The 21863-nt window shown below is 68.6% G+C and carries 13 protein-coding genes and 5 pseudogenes; all 18 read left to right on the forward strand.

Annotated elements, in window-relative coordinates; genetic code table 11:
* The first annotated feature begins 37 nt into the window (after window positions 1-37).
* Window positions 38-1924 (forward strand): STAS domain-containing protein, encoded by a 1887-nt coding sequence (locus ACFJGX_RS09490; RefSeq protein WP_382321752.1) that lies wholly within the window; start codon window positions 38-40, stop codon window positions 1922-1924.
* 91 nt (window positions 1925-2015) lie between these two features.
* Window positions 2016-2562, forward strand: a pseudogene (gene hslV, locus ACFJGX_RS09495) (ATP-dependent protease subunit HslV).
* Window positions 2562-3898, forward strand: a pseudogene (gene hslU, locus ACFJGX_RS09500) (ATP-dependent protease ATPase subunit HslU). Before hslV ends, hslU begins: the two co-directional pseudogenes overlap by 1 nt.
* 326 nt (window positions 3899-4224) lie before the next feature.
* Window positions 4225-4641, forward strand: coding sequence for a division/cell wall cluster transcriptional repressor MraZ (mraZ, locus tag ACFJGX_RS09505; RefSeq protein ID WP_382321746.1), 417 nt, complete (start codon window positions 4225-4227; stop codon window positions 4639-4641).
* A gap of 5 nt (window positions 4642-4646) precedes the next feature.
* Window positions 4647-5573 (forward strand): 16S rRNA (cytosine(1402)-N(4))-methyltransferase RsmH, encoded by a 927-nt coding sequence (rsmH, locus tag ACFJGX_RS09510; protein WP_382154556.1) that lies wholly within the window; start codon window positions 4647-4649, stop codon window positions 5571-5573.
* Window positions 5570-5875: a cell division protein FtsL gene (gene ftsL / locus ACFJGX_RS09515; RefSeq protein ID WP_291118087.1), complete on the forward strand. Its 306-nt coding sequence runs from the start codon at window positions 5570-5572 to the stop codon at window positions 5873-5875. Before rsmH ends, ftsL begins: the two co-directional genes overlap by 4 nt.
* A gap of 2 nt (window positions 5876-5877) precedes the next feature.
* Complete coding sequence (locus tag ACFJGX_RS09520) at window positions 5878-7611, forward strand: peptidoglycan D,D-transpeptidase FtsI family protein (RefSeq protein WP_382328277.1); 1734 nt, start codon at window positions 5878-5880, stop codon at window positions 7609-7611.
* Window positions 7611-9156 (forward strand): annotated as a pseudogene (locus ACFJGX_RS09525) (UDP-N-acetylmuramoyl-L-alanyl-D-glutamate--2,6-diaminopimelate ligase). The gene ACFJGX_RS09520 and the pseudogene ACFJGX_RS09525 overlap by 1 nt, the downstream one beginning before the upstream one ends.
* Window positions 9153-10571, forward strand: a complete 1419-nt coding sequence (gene murF, locus ACFJGX_RS09530; protein WP_382321743.1) for a UDP-N-acetylmuramoyl-tripeptide--D-alanyl-D-alanine ligase — start codon at window positions 9153-9155, stop codon at window positions 10569-10571. The pseudogene ACFJGX_RS09525 and the gene murF overlap by 4 nt, the downstream one beginning before the upstream one ends.
* Window positions 10561-11739 carry a phospho-N-acetylmuramoyl-pentapeptide-transferase gene (gene mraY, locus ACFJGX_RS09535; protein ID WP_382154568.1) on the forward strand — a complete coding sequence of 393 codons (1179 nt, stop codon included), beginning with the start codon at window positions 10561-10563 and terminating at the stop codon, window positions 11737-11739. Before murF ends, mraY begins: the two co-directional genes overlap by 11 nt.
* Window positions 11736-13537: pseudogene (murD, locus tag ACFJGX_RS09540) on the forward strand (UDP-N-acetylmuramoyl-L-alanine--D-glutamate ligase). The gene mraY and the pseudogene murD overlap by 4 nt, the downstream one beginning before the upstream one ends.
* Window positions 13538-13602: 65 nt before the next feature.
* The gene (ftsW, locus tag ACFJGX_RS09545) at window positions 13603-14868 is read left to right on the forward strand and encodes a putative lipid II flippase FtsW (RefSeq protein WP_382325722.1); all 1266 of its coding nucleotides are present in this window, start codon (window positions 13603-13605) and stop codon (window positions 14866-14868) included.
* The gene (gene murG / locus ACFJGX_RS09550) at window positions 14865-15941 is read left to right on the forward strand and encodes an undecaprenyldiphospho-muramoylpentapeptide beta-N-acetylglucosaminyltransferase (protein WP_382321737.1); all 1077 of its coding nucleotides are present in this window, start codon (window positions 14865-14867) and stop codon (window positions 15939-15941) included. Before ftsW ends, murG begins: the two co-directional genes overlap by 4 nt.
* Window positions 15938-17347 (forward strand): UDP-N-acetylmuramate--L-alanine ligase, encoded by a 1410-nt coding sequence (murC, locus tag ACFJGX_RS09555; RefSeq protein ID WP_382154578.1) that lies wholly within the window; start codon window positions 15938-15940, stop codon window positions 17345-17347. The genes murG and murC overlap by 4 nt, the downstream gene beginning before the upstream one ends.
* On the forward strand, window positions 17344-18309 hold the full coding sequence (locus ACFJGX_RS09560; protein WP_382321735.1) for a D-alanine--D-alanine ligase: 966 nt from the start codon (window positions 17344-17346) through the stop codon (window positions 18307-18309). Before murC ends, ACFJGX_RS09560 begins: the two co-directional genes overlap by 4 nt.
* 16 nt (window positions 18310-18325) lie before the next feature.
* Window positions 18326-19120 carry a cell division protein FtsQ/DivIB gene (locus ACFJGX_RS09565; protein ID WP_382321732.1) on the forward strand — a complete coding sequence of 265 codons (795 nt, stop codon included), beginning with the start codon at window positions 18326-18328 and terminating at the stop codon, window positions 19118-19120.
* 13 nt (window positions 19121-19133) lie between these two features.
* Window positions 19134-20363, forward strand: a complete 1230-nt coding sequence (gene ftsA, locus ACFJGX_RS09570) for a cell division protein FtsA (RefSeq protein WP_291118114.1) — start codon at window positions 19134-19136, stop codon at window positions 20361-20363.
* Window positions 20364-20564: 201 nt separating this feature from the next.
* Window positions 20565-21776 (forward strand): annotated as a pseudogene (gene ftsZ, locus ACFJGX_RS09575) (cell division protein FtsZ).
* Window positions 21777-21863 lie beyond the last annotated feature (87 nt).

The following is a 21863-nucleotide window of genomic DNA, read 5'->3' on the forward strand; positions in this document are numbered from 1 at the left end:
GTTTCAGTTTCCGTTTCATTTCCGGTACCGACTTTCCATGTCCAAGGACGACTCCAGCGGCGGCTTCCTGTCCAAGGTGGTGAAGTTCGTGCGCCATCCGACCACCAGCTGGTCGGACCTGGACACCCGGACGGCCGATCGCGAGAGCGAGTACAGCAAGGCCGCGCTCAAGGAAATGATCGAGCGCAAGCGGCGCAACGACTTCGTGCGCAAGCGCGAGTTCGACATGCTGCGCAAGATCCGCAGCCGCGAGGGCACCGGGGCCGAAGGGCCCGGCATGCGTCCTTCGTTCTTCCAGAGCAGCCTGCCGTCCAAGCCGGACGACCGGGCCGAGACCCTGAAGAAGATCGATGAGATCGAGGCCCAGATGTCGATGCAGTGGTGGAAGACCAAGGGGCCCGATTCCCTGGTCAGCACCGGCTCCGGCCTGAACACCGGCACCCACGGCCCTGGCAACCTTGCCTCCGCCAAATCCAAGCAGGTGCCCCTGGCGCCCAGCGTGCCCGAGTCCAGCGTCCGGCAGCGCAAGGCGCAGTACGACGAGACCGAACCCGGTCCCTTGCCCAATCCGACCGCCTCCGCGCCTGCGACGGTGCAGTCGCTGGACATCCCGGTGCTGAACATCCCGGAGTCCGCCTCGGCACCCGCTGCCCTGCGCAAGAGCTGGAGCCCGGCGCAGGAACGCGAGGTGGCGTCCGCCGCCCCGCCGCCGCCTCCACAGCCGCCTGCGCGCACCGGCTTGGTGGCGCCCACGGCCACGAACGAGCACCGCAGTTCGGGCCAGGAGTTCTCGGCCTCGCATTTCTACGCCCTGGATGTGCAGGAGATCGCGCAGGACCCCGAAGTGGAGGAGGCCGCGATCCGTTTTGCCAACGGCGACGACGCCGGGGCGGAGCAGGGCCTGCTGGAGGTCTTGGGTGAGGGGGGCGCCAAAGCCGACGAAAAGGAAGACTGGCTGGCCCTGTTCGACCTGTACCGCGCCACGGGACAGCTCGCCCCCTTCGAGAGCCGCGCGGTGGATTTCGTCAACCGCTTCAGCCGTTCCGCGCCCCAGTGGTACGACATGCCCGAGACCGTGGCCGGCATGACCGGCAAGGTCTATGTGCCCTCCACCGGCCACAACCGCGCGGTGTGGGTGAGCGAGCCGGAACTGGACGCGCACGCGGTGGGCACCCTGCAGAACGTGCTGTTGCGCGCGGCACAGCCCTGGGTGCTCGACTGGACGCCGCTCGAAAGCATGGATCTCAAGGCGGCGCGCGCGCTGCTGGGCATCTTCACCTTGTGGGGCGACCAGGAAGTGGAGTTGCGCTTCCAGGGGTCGTCGCCGTTCCGGGACTTGCTCAAGAGCCAGACGCCCTCGGGCCGCCGCGACGTCGAACAGCTCTGGTGGGAGTTGCGCATGGCGGTGCTGCGCGTCATGAACCGGCCGGACGAGTTCGAACTCACCGCGCTCGATTTCTGCGTGACCTACGAGGTGTCGCCACCGGGTTGGGAAAAGCCGCGCTGCTACTACTCGTCGCAGTCGGCGGACAGGCCCGGCGAGGCCGGCCAATCGGTGCTGGGCGAGTCCGTGCTGGAGCAGGTGGCGTCGGGCTTCCCGCACAGCGAATCGGTGCTTGACAGCGAAGCGGGTGACTACAGCCAACTGGGTCTGGTCGAGCTCTCGGGCGAGATCCGAGGCGATCCGCAGGTCACGCTCGAAGCGCTGGAGCGCAAGCTCAAGGGCGCCGACGTGCTCATCATTTCCTGCCGCAACCTGATCCGGGTCGACTTTTCGGCCGCGGGCACCTTGCTCAACTGGGTGTCGAACCACCATGCCGAAGGGCGTGTGGTGCAGTTCGTGGACGCGCACCGACTGGTGTCGGCGTTCTTCCACGTGATCGGCATCACTGAATACGCCAAGGTGGTCGTCCGCATCGACTGACCGAGGCCGCTGCCGGCCCTCCTTGCATTTCTGTTGCACAAACGCGCGCGCCGCCGTTGCAATCGCACAGACCGTCCTCAACTGAAGCGCCATGGAATCATTTCACGGAACCACCATCGTCTGCGTGCGGCGCGAGACACCCCAGGGCGTGCAGGTCGCCATCGGCGGTGACGGCCAGGTCACGCTGGGCCACATCGTCGTCAAGGGCACGGCCCGCAAGGTGCGCAAGCTCTACCGCGACCAGGTGCTCGCGGGTTTTGCCGGCGCCACCGCCGACGCCTTTACATTGTTCGAGCGCTTCGAAGCCAAGCTCGAGAAGCACCAGGGCCACCTGGTGCGCGCGGCCATCGAACTCACGCGCGACTGGCGCACCGACCGCGTGCTGCGCCGCTTGGAGGCCATGCTCGCGGTGGCCGATCACAGCGCTTCGCTGATCATCACCGGCAACGGCGACGTGCTCGAACCCGAGCACGGCATCGTGGCCATTTGGCTCGGGCGGCGCTTACGCGCAGGCCGCGGCCAAGGCCCTGATCGACCACACCGACCTCAGCGCGGAAGAGGTGGTGCGCAAGTCGCTCGCGATCGCGGGCGAGCTGTGCATCTACACCAACATGAACCACACCGTGGAGGTTTTGTAATGTCCTCCATGACGCCCCAGGAAATCGTTTCCGAACTCGACCGTTTCATCATCGGCCAGAAGGGCGCCAAGCGCGCCGTGGCCATCGCCTTGCGCAACCGCTGGCGCCGCCAGCAGGTCGATGAAAAGCTGCGACCCGAGATCACGCCCAAGAACATCCTGATGATCGGACCCACCGGTGTGGGCAAGACCGAGATCGCGCGCCGCCTGGCCCGACTGGCCGATGCGCCCTTCATCAAGGTCGAGGCCACCAAGTTCACCGAGGTGGGCTATGTGGGCAAGGACGTGGACAGCATCATCCGCGACTTGGCCGACATCGCGATCAAGCAGACGCGAGAGGTCGAGATGCGCAAGCAGCGCACCCGCGCCGAAGACGCCGCCGAGGACCGCATCCTGGATGTGCTCATTCCGCCGCCGCGCGGCGTGGCGGGCGAGCCGTCCGCCGTGGCGCAACGCCGGAGGGCATCGCACGCCAGAACTTCCGCAAGAAGCTGCGCGAAGGCCAGCTCGACGAGCGCGACATCGAGATCGACCTGGCCGAGGCGCGGCCGTCGATGGAGATCATGGGCCCGGCCGGCATGGAAGAGATGGCCGAGCAACTGCGCGGCATGTTCAGCCAGATGGGAGCCGGCAAGCGCCAGACGCGCAAGCTCAAGATCGCCGAGGCCATGAAGCTGCTGATCGACGAAGAGGCGGGCAAGCTGGTCAACGAGGAAGAGATCAAGACCCGCGCGCTGCACAACGCCGAGCAGAACGGCATTGTGTTCATCGACGAGATCGACAAGGTCACTTCGCGCAGCGACGCGGGCGGGGCCGAGGTGTCGCGCCAGGGCGTGCAGCGCGACCTTCTGCCGCTGGTGGAGGGCACCACGGTGTCCACCAAATACGGTGTGGTCAAGACCGATCACATCCTCTTCATCGCCAGCGGTGCGTTCCACCTCGCGCGGCCGAGCGACCTGATCCCCGAACTGCAGGGCCGTTTTCCGATCCGCGTCGAGCTGCAGTCGCTGTCGGTGGAGGACTTCGAGGCCATCCTCACGCAGACCCATGCCTCGCTGGTGAAGCAGTACCAGGAGCTGCTGGCCACCGAAGGCGTGACGCTGGCCTTTGCACCCGACGGCATCCGCCGCCTCGCGCAGATCGCCTACGACGTGAACGAGCGCACCGAGAACATCGGTGCGCGCCGTCTCTCCACCGTGATGGAGCATTTGCTGGACGAGGTGAGCTTCGACGCCACGCGCCTGCAAGGCCAGACCATCACCATCGACGCGGCCTATGTGGACGCCCGCCTGGGCGAACTCAGCCGCAACGAAGACCTTTCGCGCTACATCCTCTGAAGTCTCTCAGGGCCTCGGCTTCGCGCCGAGTGCCCTTTCGGCCCGTCCGCACCCCGTGTCGCGGGCGTCGCGCCAGCCTTTTTCCTCCCACCTGATCATTCATACAGCCCTGCATGTAACAGGGTTTTGAAGCTTCACATGCAGTGCTTGTTGTAAGTGCTTGCTTTTAATGTGTTTTTGACCGCGATAAAGCTTCTAAATGCTTCCTAAGTGGTTGATTTCATTGAAAAAATGTGTAGCTGGCCCGTTGCGCGCAGGGTATTTCCTGATAAAGTGGAAAAAAGTGCAATTAAGTGGTGAAAAGTGTCTTCTAAGGGCTAAAAGCGGTGTTCCAGGGTGCGTCTTCTCTCAGTCTCGATGTGAAGGGCCGGCTGTCCATGCCGACCCGGCACCGGGACGCCCTGGGCGCGGCACTCACCATCACCAAGCACCCCCACGGCTGCCTCATGGTATTCCCCCGCAGCGCCTGGGAACAGTTCCGTGACCGCATCGCCTCCTTGCCCATGCAGGCGCAGTGGTGGAAGCGCATCTTTCTGGGCAATGCGATGGACGTGGACATGGACACCTCCGGTCGCGTGCTGGTCTCGCCTGAACTGCGCGCGGGCGCCGGCATCAGCAAGGACGTGGTCCTGCTGGGCATGGGCGCCTACTTCGAGCTGTGGGACGCGCAGGTCTACGCGGCGCAGGAAGCCGAAGCCATGCAGGCCGAGATGCCCGATGTCTTCAAGGACTTCTCTTTCTAAGGGCCATGGTGCAAGGCGCATGGAACCATCAAACCGTCCTGTTGAACGAGGCTGTGCAAGCCCTCGGCATCAACCCGGACGGGCACTACGTCGACGCCACTTTCGGGCGCGGCGGCCACTCCCGGCTGATCCTCGAGCAGTTGTCCCGCAAGGGGCGGCTGACCGTCTTCGACAAAGATCCTCAGGCGGTCCAGGCGGCAAAGGAACTGGCGGCCAGCGATGGCCGTTTTTCCATCCGGCACGAGGGGTTCAGCCACCTGGGCGAACTGGGCGATGCGAGCGCCGACGGCCTGCTGATGGACCTGGGCGTGAGCTCCCCGCAGATCGACGACCCCGAACGGGGTTTTTCTTTTCGCCACGACGGACCTCTGGACATGCGCATGGACACCACGCGCGGCCAGAGCGTGGCTCAGTGGCTGGAGACGGCCGAGGTCTCAACCCTGTCGGAGGTCATTCGTGACTATGGCGAAGAACGGTTTGCTCAATCGATTGCAAAGGCGATTGATCGTCGCCGACAGGAACGGGGCCCTTTTCGAACCACCAGCGAGCTGGCCGAAGTCGTGGCTGGCGCGGTCAAAACCCGCGAGCCGGGCAAGGACCCTGCAACGCGCACATTTCAGGCTTTTCGGATTTTCATCAACGCCGAGCTTGAAGAGTTGCAACAAGCGCTAGAGGCCAGCCTGCACGTGTTGCGTCCCGGAGGAAAACTGGTGGTGATCAGCTTCCATTCGCTCGAAGACCGCATGGTCAAGCAGTTCATGGCGCGCCATTCGCGCGCCGTGGTGGACCGCCGCGTGCCTTTCGCCGAACCCGCGCCCATGGCCCTGTGCGGCCTCAAGCGCGTGATGCCTTCCGACGAGGAAGTCAAGGCCAATCCGCGCTCGCGCAGCGCCGTCATGCGCGTGGCCGAGCGCACGGAGGCGCCGGCATGATCCGCCTGAACCTCGTGCTGCTGGCGGCCGTGATCGCGAGCGCCTTCTACCTTGTGCACACCCAGTACGAATCGCGCCGGCTTTACACCGCGCTGGACCGCTCGCAGGCCCAGGCGCGCAAGCTGGAGTCCGAGCACGAGCAACTGCAGGTGCAGAAACGCGCCCAGGCCACGCCGGCGCGGGTGCAGCTGCTGGCCGCGCGCCAGTTGCAGATGCGCCCGGTGACGCCGGGCATCACGCAGTACGTCACCGTGTTCGAGCCGTCGCAGCCGGCGGCAACGAACCCCACGCCGGAGCGCTGACCATGGGGCGCAGCATCAACTACTCCGCGAGCCCCCTGCTGGCCAGCCGCACCCCGGTGTGGCGCAGCAAGTTCATCGTGGCCGCGCTGGCCGTGGCTTTCGCGGGCCTGGCCGGCCGCGCCGCCTACGTGCAGGTGTTCGGCAACGACTTCTTCCAGCGCCAGGGCGAAGTGCGTTTCGCACGCACGCTGGAACTGCCGGCCAACCGCGGCCGCGTGCTCGACCGCAACGGCCTGATCCTCGCGTCCAGCGTGGTCGCGCAAAGCATCTGGGCGATTCCTGAAGACGTGGACCGCGCCGAGCCCAAGCTGCGCCAGCTCGCCAAGCTGCTCGAGATGCCGCTGGCCGACCTGCGCAAGCGCCTGGCCGATGACGACAAGACCTTTGTCTGGATCAAGCGCCAGGTGGACGATCCGGTGGCCAAGGAGATCGCGGCGCTCGGCATCAAGGGCATCTACCAGCGCCGCGAGTACAAGCGCCAGTACCCCGAGGGCGAGGCCGCCGCGCACGTGGTGGGTTTCACCAACGTGGAAGACATCGGCCAGGAGGGCGTGGAACTCGCGTTCAACCAGCAGCTGGCCGGCAAGAGCGGCTCGCGCCGCGTGATCAAGGACCGGCTCGGCCGTGTGGTCGAGGACGTGCGCGACGTGGTGCCGCCGGTGGACGGCCCCGACCTGCAGCTGTCCATCGACAGCAAGGTGCAGTACTTCGCGTACCAGAAGCTCAAGGACGCGGTGCTCGCGCACAAGGCGCACGCCGGCAGCGTGATCGTGCTCGACACGGTCTCGGGCGAGGTGCTGGCCCTGCGCAACTACCCCAGCTACAACCCCAACCGGCGCCAGAACCTGACGGGCGAGCAGCTGCGCAACCGCGTGCTCACCGACAGTTTCGAACCCGGTTCGACCATGAAGCCCTTCATCGCCGCGCTGGCGCTGGAAAAGGGCCTGGTCACGCCCAACACCCCCATCCACACCGCGCCCGGCCGCATCACCATCGGCGGCTCGACGATCAGCGATTCGCACCCGAACGACGTGCTCACCGTGTCCCAGGTGATCCAGAAGTCCAGCAACGTGGGCACGGTCAAGATGGCCATGCAGATGAGCCCGCGCGAGATGTGGGAAACCTACGCGCAGGCCGGCTTCGGCCAGAAGCCGCAGGTGCCGTTCCCCGGTGCGGTCACGGGCCGCCTGCGTCCCTACAAAACGTGGCGCCCGATCGAGCAGGCCACCATGAGCTACGGCTACGGCCTGTCGGCCTCGCTGTTCCAGCTCGCGCAGGCCTACACCATCTTCGCGCGCGACGGCGAGCTGATTCCCCTGACCCTGCAGAAGTCCGACACCCAGACCGCCGGCGTGCGTGTGTTCAGCGCCAAGAACTCGATCGCCGTGCGCCAGATGCTCGGCCTGGCCGCCGGCCCGGGCGGCACCGGCTCGCGCGCCCAGACCATGGGCTATTCGGTGGGCGGCAAGAGCGGCACCGCGCACAAGCAGGAAGGCAAGGGTTACGCCGAGAAGAAGTACCGCAGCTGGTTCGTGGGCTTGGCGCCGGTGGAAGCGCCGCGCATCGTGGTCGCGGTGATGATCGACGAGCCCAGCAACGGGCAGTACTTCGGCGGCCTGGTGGCCGCGCCGGTGTTCAGCGAGACTGTGCAGCAGACCTTGCGCATCCTCGGCGTGCAGCCCGACATGAACGTGAAGCCGCAGATCGTCACCCACGTGGTGGAGGAGTCGTTCTGATGCTGCGCACCATCCAGGACCCCCAGGCCGTGGCCGACTGGCTGCGCGAGCGCGGCGTGCGTGCCCTGCACTGCGACAGCCGCCGCGTGGGTGCGGGCGATGGCTTCGTGGCCTGGCCGGGTGCGGCCACCGACGGGCGCCGCTTCGTGGCGGGCGCGCTCCAGGCGGGCGCCGTCGCGGCGCTGGTGGAGCACGAGGGCGCACCAAGCTATGGCTTCGACGACGAACGCGTGCTGGCGGTGCCAGGCCTCAAGGCCTCGGCCGGCGCGATCGCCAGCGCGTTCCACGGCACGCCGAGCGCCGCCCTCGACATGGTGCGCCATCACCGGCACCAACGGCAAGACCTCCACCGCCTGGTGGACGGCGCAGCTGCTGTCCTTCTGCGCCAAACCCTGCGCGGTGATCGGCACGCTGGGCATGGGGCGCCCGCCCCAGCCCGGCCAGGCGGAACGACCGCTGGTCGCCACCGGCCTGACCACGCCCGACCCCGTCATGCTGCAGGCCGAACTGCGCCGCTTCGTCGACACCGGCCTGAAGGCCTGCGCCATCGAGGCGTCGTCCATCGGCATTGTCGAAGGCCGGCTCAACGCCACGCAACTGCGCGTGGCCGTGTTCACCAATTTCACGCAGGACCACCTCGACTTCCACGGCAGCATGGAGGCCTACTGGACCGCCAAGGCCGGGCTGTTCGACTGGCCGGACCTGGCCAGCGCGGTGGTCAACATCGACGACGCCCGCGGCGCGGACCTGGCCGCCACGCTCGCCCGCCGGGGGCTGGACCTCTGGACCGTGGCCATCGAAGCCGGCCACCACGGGCGCGCGCGCCTGTTCGCGCAGGACCTGGCCTTCACCGACAGCGGCATGGCCCTGCAGATCGGCGAGCGCGACGCGCGCGGCCGCACCCTGGCCCAGCACGCGCTGAGCCTGCCGCTGGTGGGCCGCTACAACGTGTCCAACCTGCTGTGCGTGCTGGCCAGCGCGCGCGCCCTCGGCGTGCCCCTGGCCGACGCCGTGCAGGCCTGCGCCGCGCTCACGCCCGTGCCCGGCCGCATGGAGCAGGCCGCGGTCGGCCAGCCTGGTCAGCCGCTGGTGCTGGTGGACTACGCGCACACGCCCGACGCACTCGAAAAAGCCCTGCAGGCCCTGCAACCGCTGGCGCGCCAGCGCGGCGGCGCGCTCTGGGTGGTGGTGGGTTGCGGCGGCGACCGCGATGCCGGCAAGCGCCCGCTGATGGCCGCGGCCGCCGAGCGCGAGGCGCAGCGCCCGGTGCTCACCAGCGACAACCCGCGCAGCGAAGACCCGATGGCGATCCTGCGCCAGATGGTGGCCGGCCTCTCCTCGTCGGATGCCGCACTGGTCGAACCCGACCGCGCCCAGGCCATCGCCCTGGCGGTGGCGCGAGCCGAGGCGCGCGACGTGGTGCTGATCGCCGGCAAGGGCCACGAGGACTACCAGGACGTGATGGGCGTGAAGAAACCGTTTTCCGATCTGCAGCAGGCGCGCGCCGCGCTCGCGCAGCGCCACGGACAGGGGGCCCACGCATGAAGACCCTGGGCCAGCTCCTGCCGCAGCTCGACGGCGCCCGCGTGGTCGGCCAGCCCGATCTGCCGTTCACCCGCGTGCACACCGACACCCGCAGCCTGCAGCCGGGCGACCTCTTCGTGGCGCTGAAGGGCGAGCGCTTCGACGCGCACGACTTCCTGCCGCAGGCGCGAGGGCAGGGCGCGCTGGCCGCCATCGCCCACCAGGGCCTGGCCGAGGCCGGCCTGCCCGGCGTGGAAGTGCCCGACACCCGGCGAGCGCTCGGCGAGTTGGCGCGCCGCTGGCGCGGTCAGTTCGACCTGCCGCTGATCGCCGTGACCGGCAGCAACGGCAAGACCACGGTCACGCAGATGATCGCGTCCATCCTGCGCGCCGCCGCGGGCGAGGCCGCGCACGCCACGCAGGGCAACTTCAACAACGACATCGGCGTGCCGCTCACCCTGCTGCGCATCACCGCCGCGCACCGCCTCTCGGTGGTGGAGCTGGGCATGAACCACCCGGGCGAGATCGCCGAACTCGCCGCGCTGGCGCTGCCCACGGTGGCGCTGGTCAACAACGCGCAGCGCGAGCACCTGGAATTCATGGCCACGGTGGAAGCCGTGGCGCGCGAGAACGGGCAGGTCATCCAGGCGCTGGGCGCCGATGGGGTGGCCGTGTTCCCCTCCGACGACACCTACACCCCGCTGTGGCGCGAGTTCGCCGGAGCGCGGCGGATCATCACCTTCAGCGACCGCGACGAGGCCGCCGATGTGAAGGCGCTCAAGACCGAGTGGGCCGAAGGCGCGTGGGCGCTGAGCTTCGTCTCTCCGCTGGGCGAAGCCTCGGTGCGCCTGCGCATCGCCGGCCGCCACAACGTGCGCAACGCCCTGGCGGCCACCGCCTGCGCCCTGGCCGCCGGTGTGCCGCTGGACGCCGTGGTGCGCGGCCTGGACGCATTCGAACCGGTGGGCGGGCGCTCGCGCGCCCTCGCGCTGCGCGTGAACGACCGCCACGTCACCCTGATCGACGACACCTACAACGCCAACCCCGACTCGGTGCGCGCCGCCATCGACGTGCTGGCCGAGCTGCCCGCGCCGCGCCTGCTGGTGCTGGGCGACATGGGCGAGGTCGGCGAACAGGGCCTGGCGTTCCACGACGAGGTGCTGCGCCACGCCCTGGCGCGCGGCATCGAGGCCGTGCACGTCGCGGGCGACTGGATGCGCCAGGCCAGCGCGCCCCTGCCCAAAATCATTCATTGGGTCGAAGTGCCAGCCCTGGCTGGCGCCGTCTGCGCCGCCGTGACCGACGACCGGCCGGTGTACCGCAGCGTGCTCGTCAAGGGCTCGCGCTTCATGCGCATGGAACGCGTGGTGCAGGCGCTGCTGGCGCTGGACCCCGCTCAAACAAGAGACAAGAAGGACAACGCCCATGCTGCCTAGCCTGGCCCTCTGGCTGCAAGGCCTGTCGCCCGAATTCGGATCCCTGCGGGTGTTCCAGTACCTCACCTTCCGCGCCGTGATGGCGGCCATGACCGCGCTGCTGGTCGGCCTGGTCGCGGGCCCGTACTTCATCCGGCGCCTGGCCGCGCTCAAGATCGGCCAGCCGATCCGCGAGTACGCCATGCAGACCCACCTGAGCAAGGGCGGCACGCCCACCATGGGCGGTGTGCTCATCCTGTTCTCGATCGCGCTGTCCACGCTGCTGTGGTTCGACCTCACCAACCGCTTCGTGTGGATCGTGCTGCTGGTGACCCTGGGTTTCGGTGCCATCGGCTGGGTGGACGACTGGCGCAAGGTGGTCAACAAGGACCCGGAAGGCATGCGCTCGCGCGAAAAGTACTTCTGGCAGTCGGTGATCGGCCTGGTGGCCGCGTTCTACCTGGTGTTCAGCGTGTCCGAGTCCAGCAACCTGCGCGTGCTCGAACTCTTCGTCGCCTGGGTGCGTTCGGGTTTCAGCGTGGACCTGCCGCCGCAGGCCGGCCTGCTGGTGCCCTTCTTCAAGGAAATCAGCTACCCGCTGGGCGTGTTCGGTTTCGTGATCATGACCTACCTGGTCATCGTCGGTTCGAGCAACGCCGTCAACCTCACCGACGGCCTCGACGGCCTGGCCATCATGCCGGTGGTCATGGTCGGCTCGGCGCTGGGCGTGTTCGCCTACGTCACCGGCAACACGGTGTTCGCGCGCTACCTGCTGCTGCCGCACATCCCCGGCGCGGGTGAGTTGCTGATCTTCTGCGCCGCCATGGCCGGCGCGGGCCTGGCTTTCCTGTGGTTCAACACCCACCCGGCGCAGGTGTTCATGGGCGACGTGGGCGCGCTCGCGCTGGGCGGCGCGCTGGGCACCATCGCCGTCATCGTGCGCCAGGAAATCGTGCTCGCCATCATGGGCGGCATCTTCGTGGTCGAGGCGCTGTCGGTGATGCTGCAGGTGAGCTGGTTCAAGTACACCAAGCGGCGCTACGGCACGGGCCGGCGCCTGTTCCAGATGGCGCCGCTGCACCACCACTTCGAGAAAAAGGGCTGGAAGGAGACGCAGGTCGTCGTGCGCTTCTGGATCATCACCATGCTGTTGTGCCTCGTGGGGCTGTCCACGCTCAAGCTGCGATGAATCAGCAGTCCGTTCTCATCCTCGGTCTGGGCGCCTCCGGCCTGGCCATGGCGCGCTGGTGCGTCCGCCAGGGTGCGCGCGTGACCGTGGCCGACACGCGCGAGACGCCGCCCCAGCTGGCGGTGCTGCGCGCCGAGTGCCCGGACGCGAATTTCGTGGCCGGACCATTCGACGACACGCTGCTGGCGCGCGCCGAGTGGAACCTGATCGCGCGCAGCCCGGGCCTGGCGCCCGAGATGCTGCAGGGCGTGTTCGGCTGGGCAACGGAGCGCGGCGTGGCCGTGGTCGGTGAGCTCGACCTGTTCGCCCGCGCCCTGCGCGAACTCTCGCAGCGCGCGCGCCTGCCGTACAAGCCCAAGGTGCTGGGCATCACGGGCACCAATGGCAAGACCACCGTCACCTCGCTCACCGGCCTGCTGCTGCAGCGCGCCGGCCTGAACGTGGCCGTGGCCGGCAACATCGGCCCGGCCCTGCTCGACGTGCTGTCCGCCGCGCTGGACACCGAAGCCGTGGCGCAGGCGGCCGACGACGAACGCGCGGCGGCCGAAGAAGCGCAGGCGCAGGCCGAAGCGCAGGCCCAGGTGCGCAACCGAGGCCCCCGTGGCCGTCGAAGCCGAGGCGGCGCCCGAGGAAGACGCCGACGCAGAGATCGACGAGGCCGATGAAGCCGTGGTCCCGGCGGATGCCGAGGCAGAAGGCGAAGGCCCGACCCAGCTCGTGCCGCCGCCCGTGGAGCCCCCGCAGCCGGCGCACCTGCCCCAGGCCTGGGTGCTGGAACTCTCCAGCTTCCAGCTCGACGGCACCGCCGGCGGCGACTGGGACGGCGTGCCCACCGCGGCCACCGTGCTCAACCTCACCGAAGACCACTTGGACTGGCACGGCAACATGGCCGCTTACGCCCTGGCCAAGAAGGCGGTGTTCGGCGCGCAGGCCCTGATGCTGCTCAACCGCGACGACCCGCTGGTCATGGGCATGCAGCCCGGCCTGGTGACCGTGAAAGTGGGCAACCGCAACCGCCAGCAGAGCGCGCGCCCCTGGGCCAGCTTCGGCCTGGACGCGCCCACCCGCGCGGGCGACTGGGGCATCGAATCGGTCAATGGCATGGCCTGGCTGGTGCGCGCCCTGGCGCTGGACGAAACGCGCAAGCGCGGCCGTGGTGCCGAAGAAGACGAAGAGATCTATTTCCAGCGCCTCATGCCCGTGGACGCGCTGCGCATCCGTGGCCGCCACAACGCGGCCAACGCCCTGGCCGCGCTCGCGCTGCGCCACGTCCACCGGCGCCGCGCTCGGTCCCATGCTGCACGGCCTGCGCGAGTACCGCGGCGAGCCGCACCGCGTGGAACCCGTGGCCATCCTCGACGAGGTCGAGTACTTCGACGACAGCAAGGGCACCAATGTGGGTGCCACGCTGGCGGCCGTGCGCGGTCTGGGCGTGGACCGCCGGCTGGTCGTCATCCTGGGTGGCGATGGCAAGGGGCAGGACTTCCTGCCGCTGGCCGAGCCGCTGGCCCGCTTCGCGCGCGCCGTGGTCTACATCGGCCGCGACGCCGGCCGCATCCGCGAGGCCGTGGGCAACGCGCTGCAGGAGGCCGGGGTGCCCCAGCTCGACGCCGCCACGCTGCCCGACGCCGTCGCGCTCTGCGCGCAGCAGGCGCGCGCGGGCGATGCGGTGCTGATGTCGCCGGCCTGCGCCAGCCTGGACATGTTCGACAACTACATGCACCGCGCCCGCGTGTTCGTGGAAGCGGTGCACGCCCTGGCCGCCGAGCAGGGCCTGAGCCTGGAGGGGGGACTGTGAAGAAGAAAACCGCCGCCGCCGCCCAGGCCAACCGCGCCCCCTGGGGCGAGCGCCTGCGCGCCGGCCTGGCCGGCCTGCTGCCACGCTTCCCGGGACGCGACCTCGCGGGCGCGCTCGCCGGAGGCTCCTCGCGCGACAACCTGCCGGTGCGACTGTCCAACCGCACCTATGCCGGCACGCGCAACGTGGCGGTGCGCGAACTCGGTTTCGACCAGCCTCTGCTGTGGGTGGTGGTGGCGCTGCTCGCCTGGGGCCTGGTGATGGTGTATTCCGCCTCCATCGCGCTGCCCGACAACCCGCGCTTCCAGAACTACGCCCACACCCACTTCGTGCTGCGGCACGGCATCTCCATGGTGATCGGCGTGATCGCGGCCATGGTGGCCTTCCAGTTCCCGCTGCGCTCGTGGGAAAAGATGGCGCCCTGGCTGTTCGCGCTGGCGCTGGTGCTGCTCGCGCTGGTGCTGCTGCCCTTCATCGGCCGGGGCGTGAACGGCGCGCGCCGCTGGATCTCGCTGGGCATCATGAACTTTCAGCCTTCCGAACTGGCCAAGCTGGCCGTGTTGCTCTACGCCGCCAGCTACATGGTGCGCAAGATGGAGGTCAAGGAACGCTTCTTCCACGCCGTGGCCCCGATGGCGGTGGCCGTGGGTGTGGTCGGCATGCTGCTGCTGGCCGAGCCCGACATGGGCGCCTTCATGGTGATCGTGGTGATCGCCATGGGCATCCTGTTCCTGGGTGGCGTGAACGCGCGCATGTTCTTCCTGATGGCGCTGGTGGTGGTGGGCGCGTTCGCGCTCATGGTCATGACCAGCGAGTTCCGCCGCCAGCGCGTCTTCGCCTACCTCGACCCCTGGAGCGTGGAGCACGCCCTGGGCAAGGGCTACCAGCTCTCGCACTCGCTGATCGCCTTCGGCCGGGGCGAGATCTTCGGCGTCGGCCTGGGCGGCAGCGTGGAGAAGCTGCACTGGCTGCCCGAGGCGCACACCGACTTCCTGCTCGCCGTGATCGGCGAGGAGTTCGGCCTGCTCGGCGTCGTGGTGCTGATCGCGCTGTTCCTCTGGCTCACGCGCCGCATCATGCACATCGGCCGTCAGGCCATCGCGCTCGACCAGGTCTTCGCCGGCCTGGTGGCACAGGGCGTGGGCCTGTGGATGGGCTTCCAGGCCTTCATCAACATCGGCGTGAACCTGGGCGCGCTGCCCACCAAGGGCCTGACGCTGCCGCTGATGAGTTACGGCGGTTCGGCCATTCTGCTGAACCTGGTGGCCATCGCGCTCGTGCTTCGCGTGGACTACGAGAACCGCCAGATGATGAAGGGAGGGCGCTCGTGACGGCTCCCTGCGCCCTCATCATGGCCGGTGGCACCGGCGGCCACATCTTCCCCGGCCTGGCCGTGGCCGAAGCCTTGCGCGAGCGCGGCTGGCGCGTGCACTGGCTGGGCGCGCCCGGCAGCATGGAAAGCCGGCTCGTGCCGCCGCGCGGCTTCGCGCTGGAGACCATCGACTTCGGTGGCGTGCGCGGCAAGGGGCTGGTCACGGTCGCGCTGCTGCCGCTGCGCCTGCTGCGCGCCTTCTGGCAGTCGCTGCAGGTGGTGCGCCGCGTCAAGCCCGACGTGGTCGTGGGCCTGGGCGGCTACATCAGCTTCCCCGGCGGCATGATGGGCGTGCTCGCCGGCAAGCCGCTGGTGCTGCACGAGCAGAACTCGGTGGCCGGCATGGCCAACCGGGTGCTGGCCGGTGTGGCCGACCGCGTGTTCACCGCCTTCCCGAACGTGTTCAAGAAGGCCGAGTGGGTGGGCAACCCCCTGCGCACGCCTTTCCTGCGCCAGGCCGCGCCGGCCGAGCGCTTCGCCGGCCGCAGTGGCCCGCTGCGCCTGCTGGTGGTGGGCGGCAGCCTGGGCGCGAAGGCGCTCAACGACGTGGTGCCGCAGGCGCTGGCGCTGCTGCCCAAGGTGCAGCAGCCGCAGGTCACGCACCAGAGCGGCGAGAAGCAGATCGACGCGCTGCGCGCCAACTACATCGCCGCCGGCATCCACGCCGAGCTCACGCCCTTCATCGACGACACCGCGCAGGCCTTCGCCGACGCCGATCTCATCGTCTGCCGCAGCGGCGCCAGCACCGTGACCGAGATCGCCGCCGTCGGCGCGGCCGCGCTGTTCGTGCCGTTCCCCTCGGCGGTGGACGACCACCAGACCACCAACGCCCGCTTCCTGGTGGATGCCGGCGCCGCCTGGCTGGTGCCCCAGACCGAACTCACCCCCCAGCGGCTCGCGCAAACCCTGCAGACCGTGCAGCGCGAGCAACTGCTGGCCAGTCGCACCCAGGCCAAACAGATGCAAAAGACCGAAGCCGTGGCGGCCGTGGTGTCCGCCTGCGAGCAACTCGCGAAAGTCCCGAATCCATGAAGCACGCCATCCGTCACATCCACTTCGTCGGCATCGGCGGTGCCGGCATGAGCGGCATCGCCGAGGTGTTGCTCAACCAGGGCTACCGCATCTCCGGCAGCGACCTGGGCGAGAGCACCGTCACGCGCCGGCTGGTGGCGCTGGGCGCCCAGGTGTTCGTGGGCCACGACGCCGCGAACATCGAGGGCGCCGACGCCATCGTCACCTCGACCGCGGTGAAGGAAGACAACCCCGAGGTGGTGGCCGCGCACGCGAAACTCGTGCCGGTGGTGCCGCGCGCGGTGATGCTGGCCGAGCTGATGCGCATGAAGAAGGGCGTGGCCATCGCCGGCACGCACGGCAAGACCACCACCACCAGCCTGGTGGCCAGCGTGCTGGCCGCCGCCCAGCTGGACCCGACCTTCGTGATCGGGGGCCGCCTCAACAGCGCCGGCGCGAACGCCCAGCTGGGGTCGGGCGAGTACATCGTGGTCGAGGCCGACGAGTCCGACGCCTCCTTCCTCAACCTGCTGCCGGTGCTCTCGGTCGTCACCAACATCGACGCCGACCACATGGACACCTACGGCCACGACTTCGGCAAGCTCAAGTCCGCCTTCGTGGACTTCCTGCACAAGATGCCGTTCTACGGCGCGGCCGTGGTGTGCGTGGACGACGCGGCGATCCGCGAGATCCTGCCCCAGATCGCGCGGCCCATCACCAGCTACGGCTTCGCGGAAGACGCGCAGGTGCGCGCGATCAACGTGCGCGCGGTGGACACGCAGATGCACTTCACCGTGCAGCGCCGCAACGGCGTGGAGCTGCCCGACCTGGACGTGGTGCTCAACCTGCCCGGCAACCACAACGTGCTCAACGCCCTGGCCGCCATCGGCATCGCGGTGGAGCTGAACGTGCCCGACGAGGCCGTGCAGCAGGCGCTGGCCGAGTTCAAGGGCGTGGGTCGGCGCTTCCAGCGCTACGGCGAAGCCGCGCTGCCTTCGGGCGGCAGCTGCACCGTGGTGGACGACTACGGCCACCACCCGGTGGAGATGGCCGCCACGCTGTCGGCCGCGCGCGGTGCCTACCCGGGCCGCCGGCTGGTGCTGGCCTTCCAGCCGCACCGCTACACCCGCACGCGCGACTGCTTCGAAGACTTCGTGAAAGTCATCGGCCAGGCCGATGCCGTGCTGCTGGCCGAGGTGTACGCGGCCGGCGAAGCCCCCATCGTCGCGGCCGATGGCCGCTCGCTGGCGCGCGCGTTGCGCGTGGCCGGCAAGCTCGAACCCGTGTTCGTGGACGACATCGCCGCCATGCCGCAGGCCGTGCTCGACAACGCGCGCGACGGCGATGTGGTGCTCTGCATGGGCGCGGGCACGGTGGGCGCGGTCGCCGGTCGCGTGATCGAGCTGGCGCAGGGAGCAACCGCATGAAACAGGAGAAGGCAATGACGGTGGATGCCAGGTCGCTTGGCAAGGTGGCCGTGCTGATGGGCGGGCGCTCGGCCGAGCGCGAGGTCTCGCTCATGTCGGGCAAGGGCGTGCTGGCCGCGCTGCAATCGAAGGGCGTCGACGCGCACGCCTTCGATCCGGCCGAGCGCGAGATGGGCGAACTCAAGCGCGAAGGTTTCCAGCGCTGCTTCATCGCGCTGCACGGCCGCTTCGGTGAAGACGGCACGGTGCAGGGGGCCCTGGAGCTGATGGGCATTCCCTACACCGGCCCCGGTGTGATGGCCTCCAGCGTGGCCATGGACAAGCTCATGACCAAGCGCATCTGGATCGCCGAAGGCCTGGCCACGCCGGCCTGGCGCCAGGTGCACAGCGCCGACGAGACCCTGGCCGCGTTCAAGGCGCTGGGTTCGCCCATGATCGTCAAGCCCGTGCGCGAAGGCTCCACCATCGGCCTGACCAAGGTGATCAGCGAGGCGCAATGCGCCGCCGCCTACGAACTCGCTGCCAGGCTGGATCCGCTGGTGATGTGCGAGCAGTTCATCGCGGGCGACGAGGTCACCTGCCCGGTGCTGGGCACGGGCGCCGACGCAAGAGCCCTGCCGGTGATCCGCATCGTCGCGCCCGAAGGCAACTACGACTACCAGAACAAGTACTTCACCGACGACACCAAGTACCTCGTGCCCTGCGGCCTGCCCGAAGGTGAAGAGGCCGCCATCCAGGCGCTGGTGCTCAAGGCCTACCTCACGCTGGACTGCCGTGGCTGGTCGCGCGCCGACGTGATGATCGACGCCAAGACCCGCAAGCCCTGGCTGCTCGAGATCAACACCTCGCCCGGCATGACCGGCCACTCGCTGGTGCCGATGTCGGCCAAGGCGGCCGGCCTGTCGTACGAAGACCTGTGCGTGGCGCTGCTGGCCACCGCCTCGCTGGACCACGCGGCCTGAGCCCCGGAACACCACCATGCCCAGCACCGAACTGCCCTTGGACGTCAAGCTCATGACCGTGGTCACGCACGTCCTGGTCGCGGTGTTCGCCGTGCTGAGCCTGGGCCTGTTCACCACCTGGCTGGTGCGCCACCCGATCTGGTCGGTCAAGGCCATCGCCGTGCATGGCGACGTGGCGCACCAGAACGCCGTGACCTTCCGCGCCCAGCTCTCGTCGCAGATGAAGACGCGCCTGAACGGCAGCTTCCTCACCGTGGACCTGCAGCAGGTGCGCCAGCTGTTCGAGTCCGTGCCCTGGGTGCGCAAGGCCGTGGTGCAGCGCGAGTTCCCCAACCGCCTGCGCGTGACGCTGGAAGAGCACCAGGCCGTGGCCTGGTGGGGCGAGTCGGGTTCGGGCCAATTGGTCAATCGCCTGGGCGAGGTGTTCGATGCCAGCCCCGACGACAGCGATGGCCTGCCCGAACTGGCCGGCCCGGTCGAGAAGTCGGCCCAGGTGTGGTCGCTCTACCAGCTGCTGCAAACCGAACTCGGCCGCCTCGACCTGGGCCTGGAGCGGCTCGAACTCACCGAGCGCGGCACCTGGCGCGCCAAGCTCGACAGCGGCGCCCAGGTGGAGCTGGGCCGCGGCACGCCCGACGAACTGCTGGCGCGCACGCGCCGCTTCACCGGCACGCTGGCGCAGCTCACCGAACGTTACGCGGGCGCGGTTCAGTCCGTGGACCTGCGCTACCCCAATGGCTACGCGCTGCGCCTGCGCGGCGTGACCACCGTGACCGACACGCCGGCTGGCGGATCTCAAAACCGAAGGTAATCAAGAAGCAATCATGGCCAAGGAATACAAGGATTTGGTGGTCGGACTCGACATCGGCACCGCCAAGATCATGGTGGTGGTCGCCGAGGTCCAGTCCAACGGCGAACTCAAGCTCGCGGGCCTGGGCGTGTCGGCCAGCCACGGCCTCAAGCGCGGCGTGGTGGTCAACATCGACGCCACGGTGCAGAGCATCCAGCAGGCCTTGAAAGAAGCCGAGCTGATGGCCGACTGCCGCATCGCGCGCGTCTACACCGGCATCACCGGCAGCCACATCCGCGGCATCAACTCCAGCGGCATGGTGGCCATCAAGGACCGCGAGGTCAGCGCCACCGACGTGGCGCGCGTGATCGAGACCGCCAAGGCGATCAACATCTCCACCGACCAGCGCCTGCTGCTGGTGGAGCCGCAGGAGTTCGTGATCGACGGCCAGGAGGTGAAAGAGCCGATCGGCATGAGCGGCATCCGCCTGGAAGCCAAGGTGCACATCGTCACCGGCGCGCAGAGCGCGGCCGAAAACATCATCAAGTGCGTGCGCCGCTGCGGCCTGGAAGTGGACCAGCTCATGCTCAACCCGCTGGCGTCCAGCCAGGCCATCCTGACCGACGACGAGAAGGAACTCGGCGTGGCGCTGGTGGACATCGGCGCGGGCACGACCGACGTGGCGATCTTCTCGGGCGGCGCGATCCGCCACACGGCGGTCATCCCGATCGCGGGCGACCTGATCACCAGCGACATCGCCATGGCCCTGCGCACGCCGACCAAGGACGCCGAAGACATCAAGGTGGAAAGCGGCTGCGCCAAGCAGCTGCTGGCCGATCCGGACACGCAGGTGGAAGTGCCCGGCCTGGGCGATCGCGGCCCGCGCATGCTCAGCCGCCAGGCGCTGGCCGGCGTGATCGAGCCGCGCGTGGAGGAAATCTTCTCGCTGGTGCAGCAGGTGCTGCGCGACTCCGGCCATGAAGAGATGCTGTCGTCGGGCATCGTGCTCACCGGCGGCAGCGCGGTGATGCCGGGCATGGTCGAACTGGGCGAGGACATCTTCCTCAAGCCCGTGCGCCGCGGCATCCCGAACTACACCAGCGCTCTGTCCGACATGGTCGCGCAGACGCGCGCGGCCACGGTGATGGGCCTGCTCGAGGAAGCGCGCCTGGCGCGCGTGCGCGGGCACAAGGTGGCACAGAAAGCGGGCTCGATGCAAGGCGCACTCGAGCGGGTCAAAAACTGGTTTGTGGGGACCTTCTGATGAACAACGCGAACACGCTGTCTTCGAGCCCGGCCCTCACGCCGGCCAACGCCATGAGCCTGGAACGCCACCAGCGAGGGCGGTGCACCGAATGCACCGGGCCGCCTGGATGAACCCTCGCCATTCCCCGATTCCGCAGATTTTTTGTATTGACAGATTGCCCGGCGACACCGTTCCAAGGGCCACAAAAGGAGCTTCCAAATGAGCATCGAAATGATCGAAGTTGAAGAATTCAACCAGGGCACCCAGATCAAGGTCATCGGCGTGGGCGGCGGCGGCGGCAACGCGGTCGAGCACATGATCTCGCGCAGCGTGCAGGGCGTGGAGTTCATCTGCGCCAACACCGACGCGCAATCGCTCACGCGCAGCGCCGCGCACAAGACCATCCAGCTCGGCACCAGCGGCCTGGGCGCGGGCAGCAAGCCCGAGAAGGGCCGTGACGCGGCCGAAGTCGCGGTGGACGACATCCGCGAAGCCATCGCGGGCGCGCACATGCTGTTCATCACCGCCGGCATGGGCGGCGGCACCGGCACCGGCGCGGCCCCCGTGATCGCCCGCGCTGCGCCAAGGAAATGGGCATTCTCACCGTCGGCGTGGTCACCAAGCCGTTCGACTGGGAAGGTGGCCGCCGCATGACCAACGCCGACAGCGGCCTGGCCGAGCTCGAAGCCAACGTGGATTCGCTGATCGTGGTGCTCAACGAGAAGCTGCTGGAAGTGCTGGGTGACGACGTCACGCAGGACGAGGCTTTCGCGCACGCCAACGACGTGCTCAAGAACGCCGTGGGCGGCATTGCCGAGATCATCAACGAGTACGGCAACGTGAACGTCGACTTCGAGGACGTGCGCACCGTGATGGGCGAACCCGGCAAGGCCATGATGGGCACGGCCGTGGCCGCCGGCCCGGACCGCGCGCGCATCGCCGCCGAGCAGGCCGTGGCCTGCCCGCTGCTGGAAGGCATCGACCTGTCGGGCGCCAAGGGCGTGCTGGTGCTGGTGACGGCGGCCAAGGGTTCGCTCAAGCTGTCGGAGTCCAAGCTGGCGATGAACACGATCCGCGCCTACGCTTCGCCGGAAGCGCACGTGATCTACGGTGCCGCTTACGACGACGCCCTGGGCGACGAGATGCGCGTGACCGTGGTGGCGACGGGCCTGTCGCGCCAGGGTGTGCGCCGCACGGCGCCTCCGCTGCAGGTGCTGCGCACCGGTACGGACAACGTGCCGTTCAATGTGCCGACCGTGAACGCCGCTGTGGGCGGCCCCGGGTGCTGCGCAGCCGGACTACAACTCCATGGCGGTGCCCAGCGTCTGGCGCACCAACCGCACCCAGGCCGCGGCCAAGGTGGATGCGCTGGCTTCCGGCGGCATGGACGATTTCGAGATTCCTGCTTTCCTGCGCAAGCAGGCGGACTGAGTCTCTTCCCCGGGTTTTCTTGCCTGCACCTCGCGGGCTCGTGGACCCGGGCGCTCTGCTCCGCGGGTATCCCCCGGACCGGCTTCG

The sequence above is a fragment of the Hydrogenophaga sp. UC242_50 genome, assembly GCF_042697355.1.
Lineage (GTDB): Bacteria > Pseudomonadota > Gammaproteobacteria > Burkholderiales > Burkholderiaceae_C > Hydrogenophaga.

Bases quoted from the DNA above. Each gene is read 5' to 3' on its own strand.
- murC (WP_382154578.1), top strand. From the start codon at position 15,938: ATGAAGCACGCCATCCGTCACATCCACTTCGTCGGCATCGGCGGTGCC.
- rsmH (WP_382154556.1), top strand. From the start codon at position 4,647: ATGGTGCAAGGCGCATGGAACCATCAAACCGTCCTGTTGAACGAGGCT.
- ftsA (WP_291118114.1), top strand. From the start codon at position 19,134: ATGGCCAAGGAATACAAGGATTTGGTGGTCGGACTCGACATCGGCACC.
- ACFJGX_RS09520 (WP_382328277.1), top strand. From the start codon at position 5,878: ATGGGGCGCAGCATCAACTACTCCGCGAGCCCCCTGCTGGCCAGCCGC.
- ACFJGX_RS09560 (WP_382321735.1), top strand. From the start codon at position 17,344: ATGAAACAGGAGAAGGCAATGACGGTGGATGCCAGGTCGCTTGGCAAG.
- murF (WP_382321743.1), top strand. From the start codon at position 9,153: ATGAAGACCCTGGGCCAGCTCCTGCCGCAGCTCGACGGCGCCCGCGTG.
- ACFJGX_RS09565 (WP_382321732.1), top strand. From the start codon at position 18,326: ATGCCCAGCACCGAACTGCCCTTGGACGTCAAGCTCATGACCGTGGTC.
- ACFJGX_RS09490 (WP_382321752.1), top strand. From the start codon at position 38: ATGTCCAAGGACGACTCCAGCGGCGGCTTCCTGTCCAAGGTGGTGAAG.
- ftsL (WP_291118087.1), top strand. From the start codon at position 5,570: ATGATCCGCCTGAACCTCGTGCTGCTGGCGGCCGTGATCGCGAGCGCC.
- mraY (WP_382154568.1), top strand. From the start codon at position 10,561: ATGCTGCCTAGCCTGGCCCTCTGGCTGCAAGGCCTGTCGCCCGAATTC.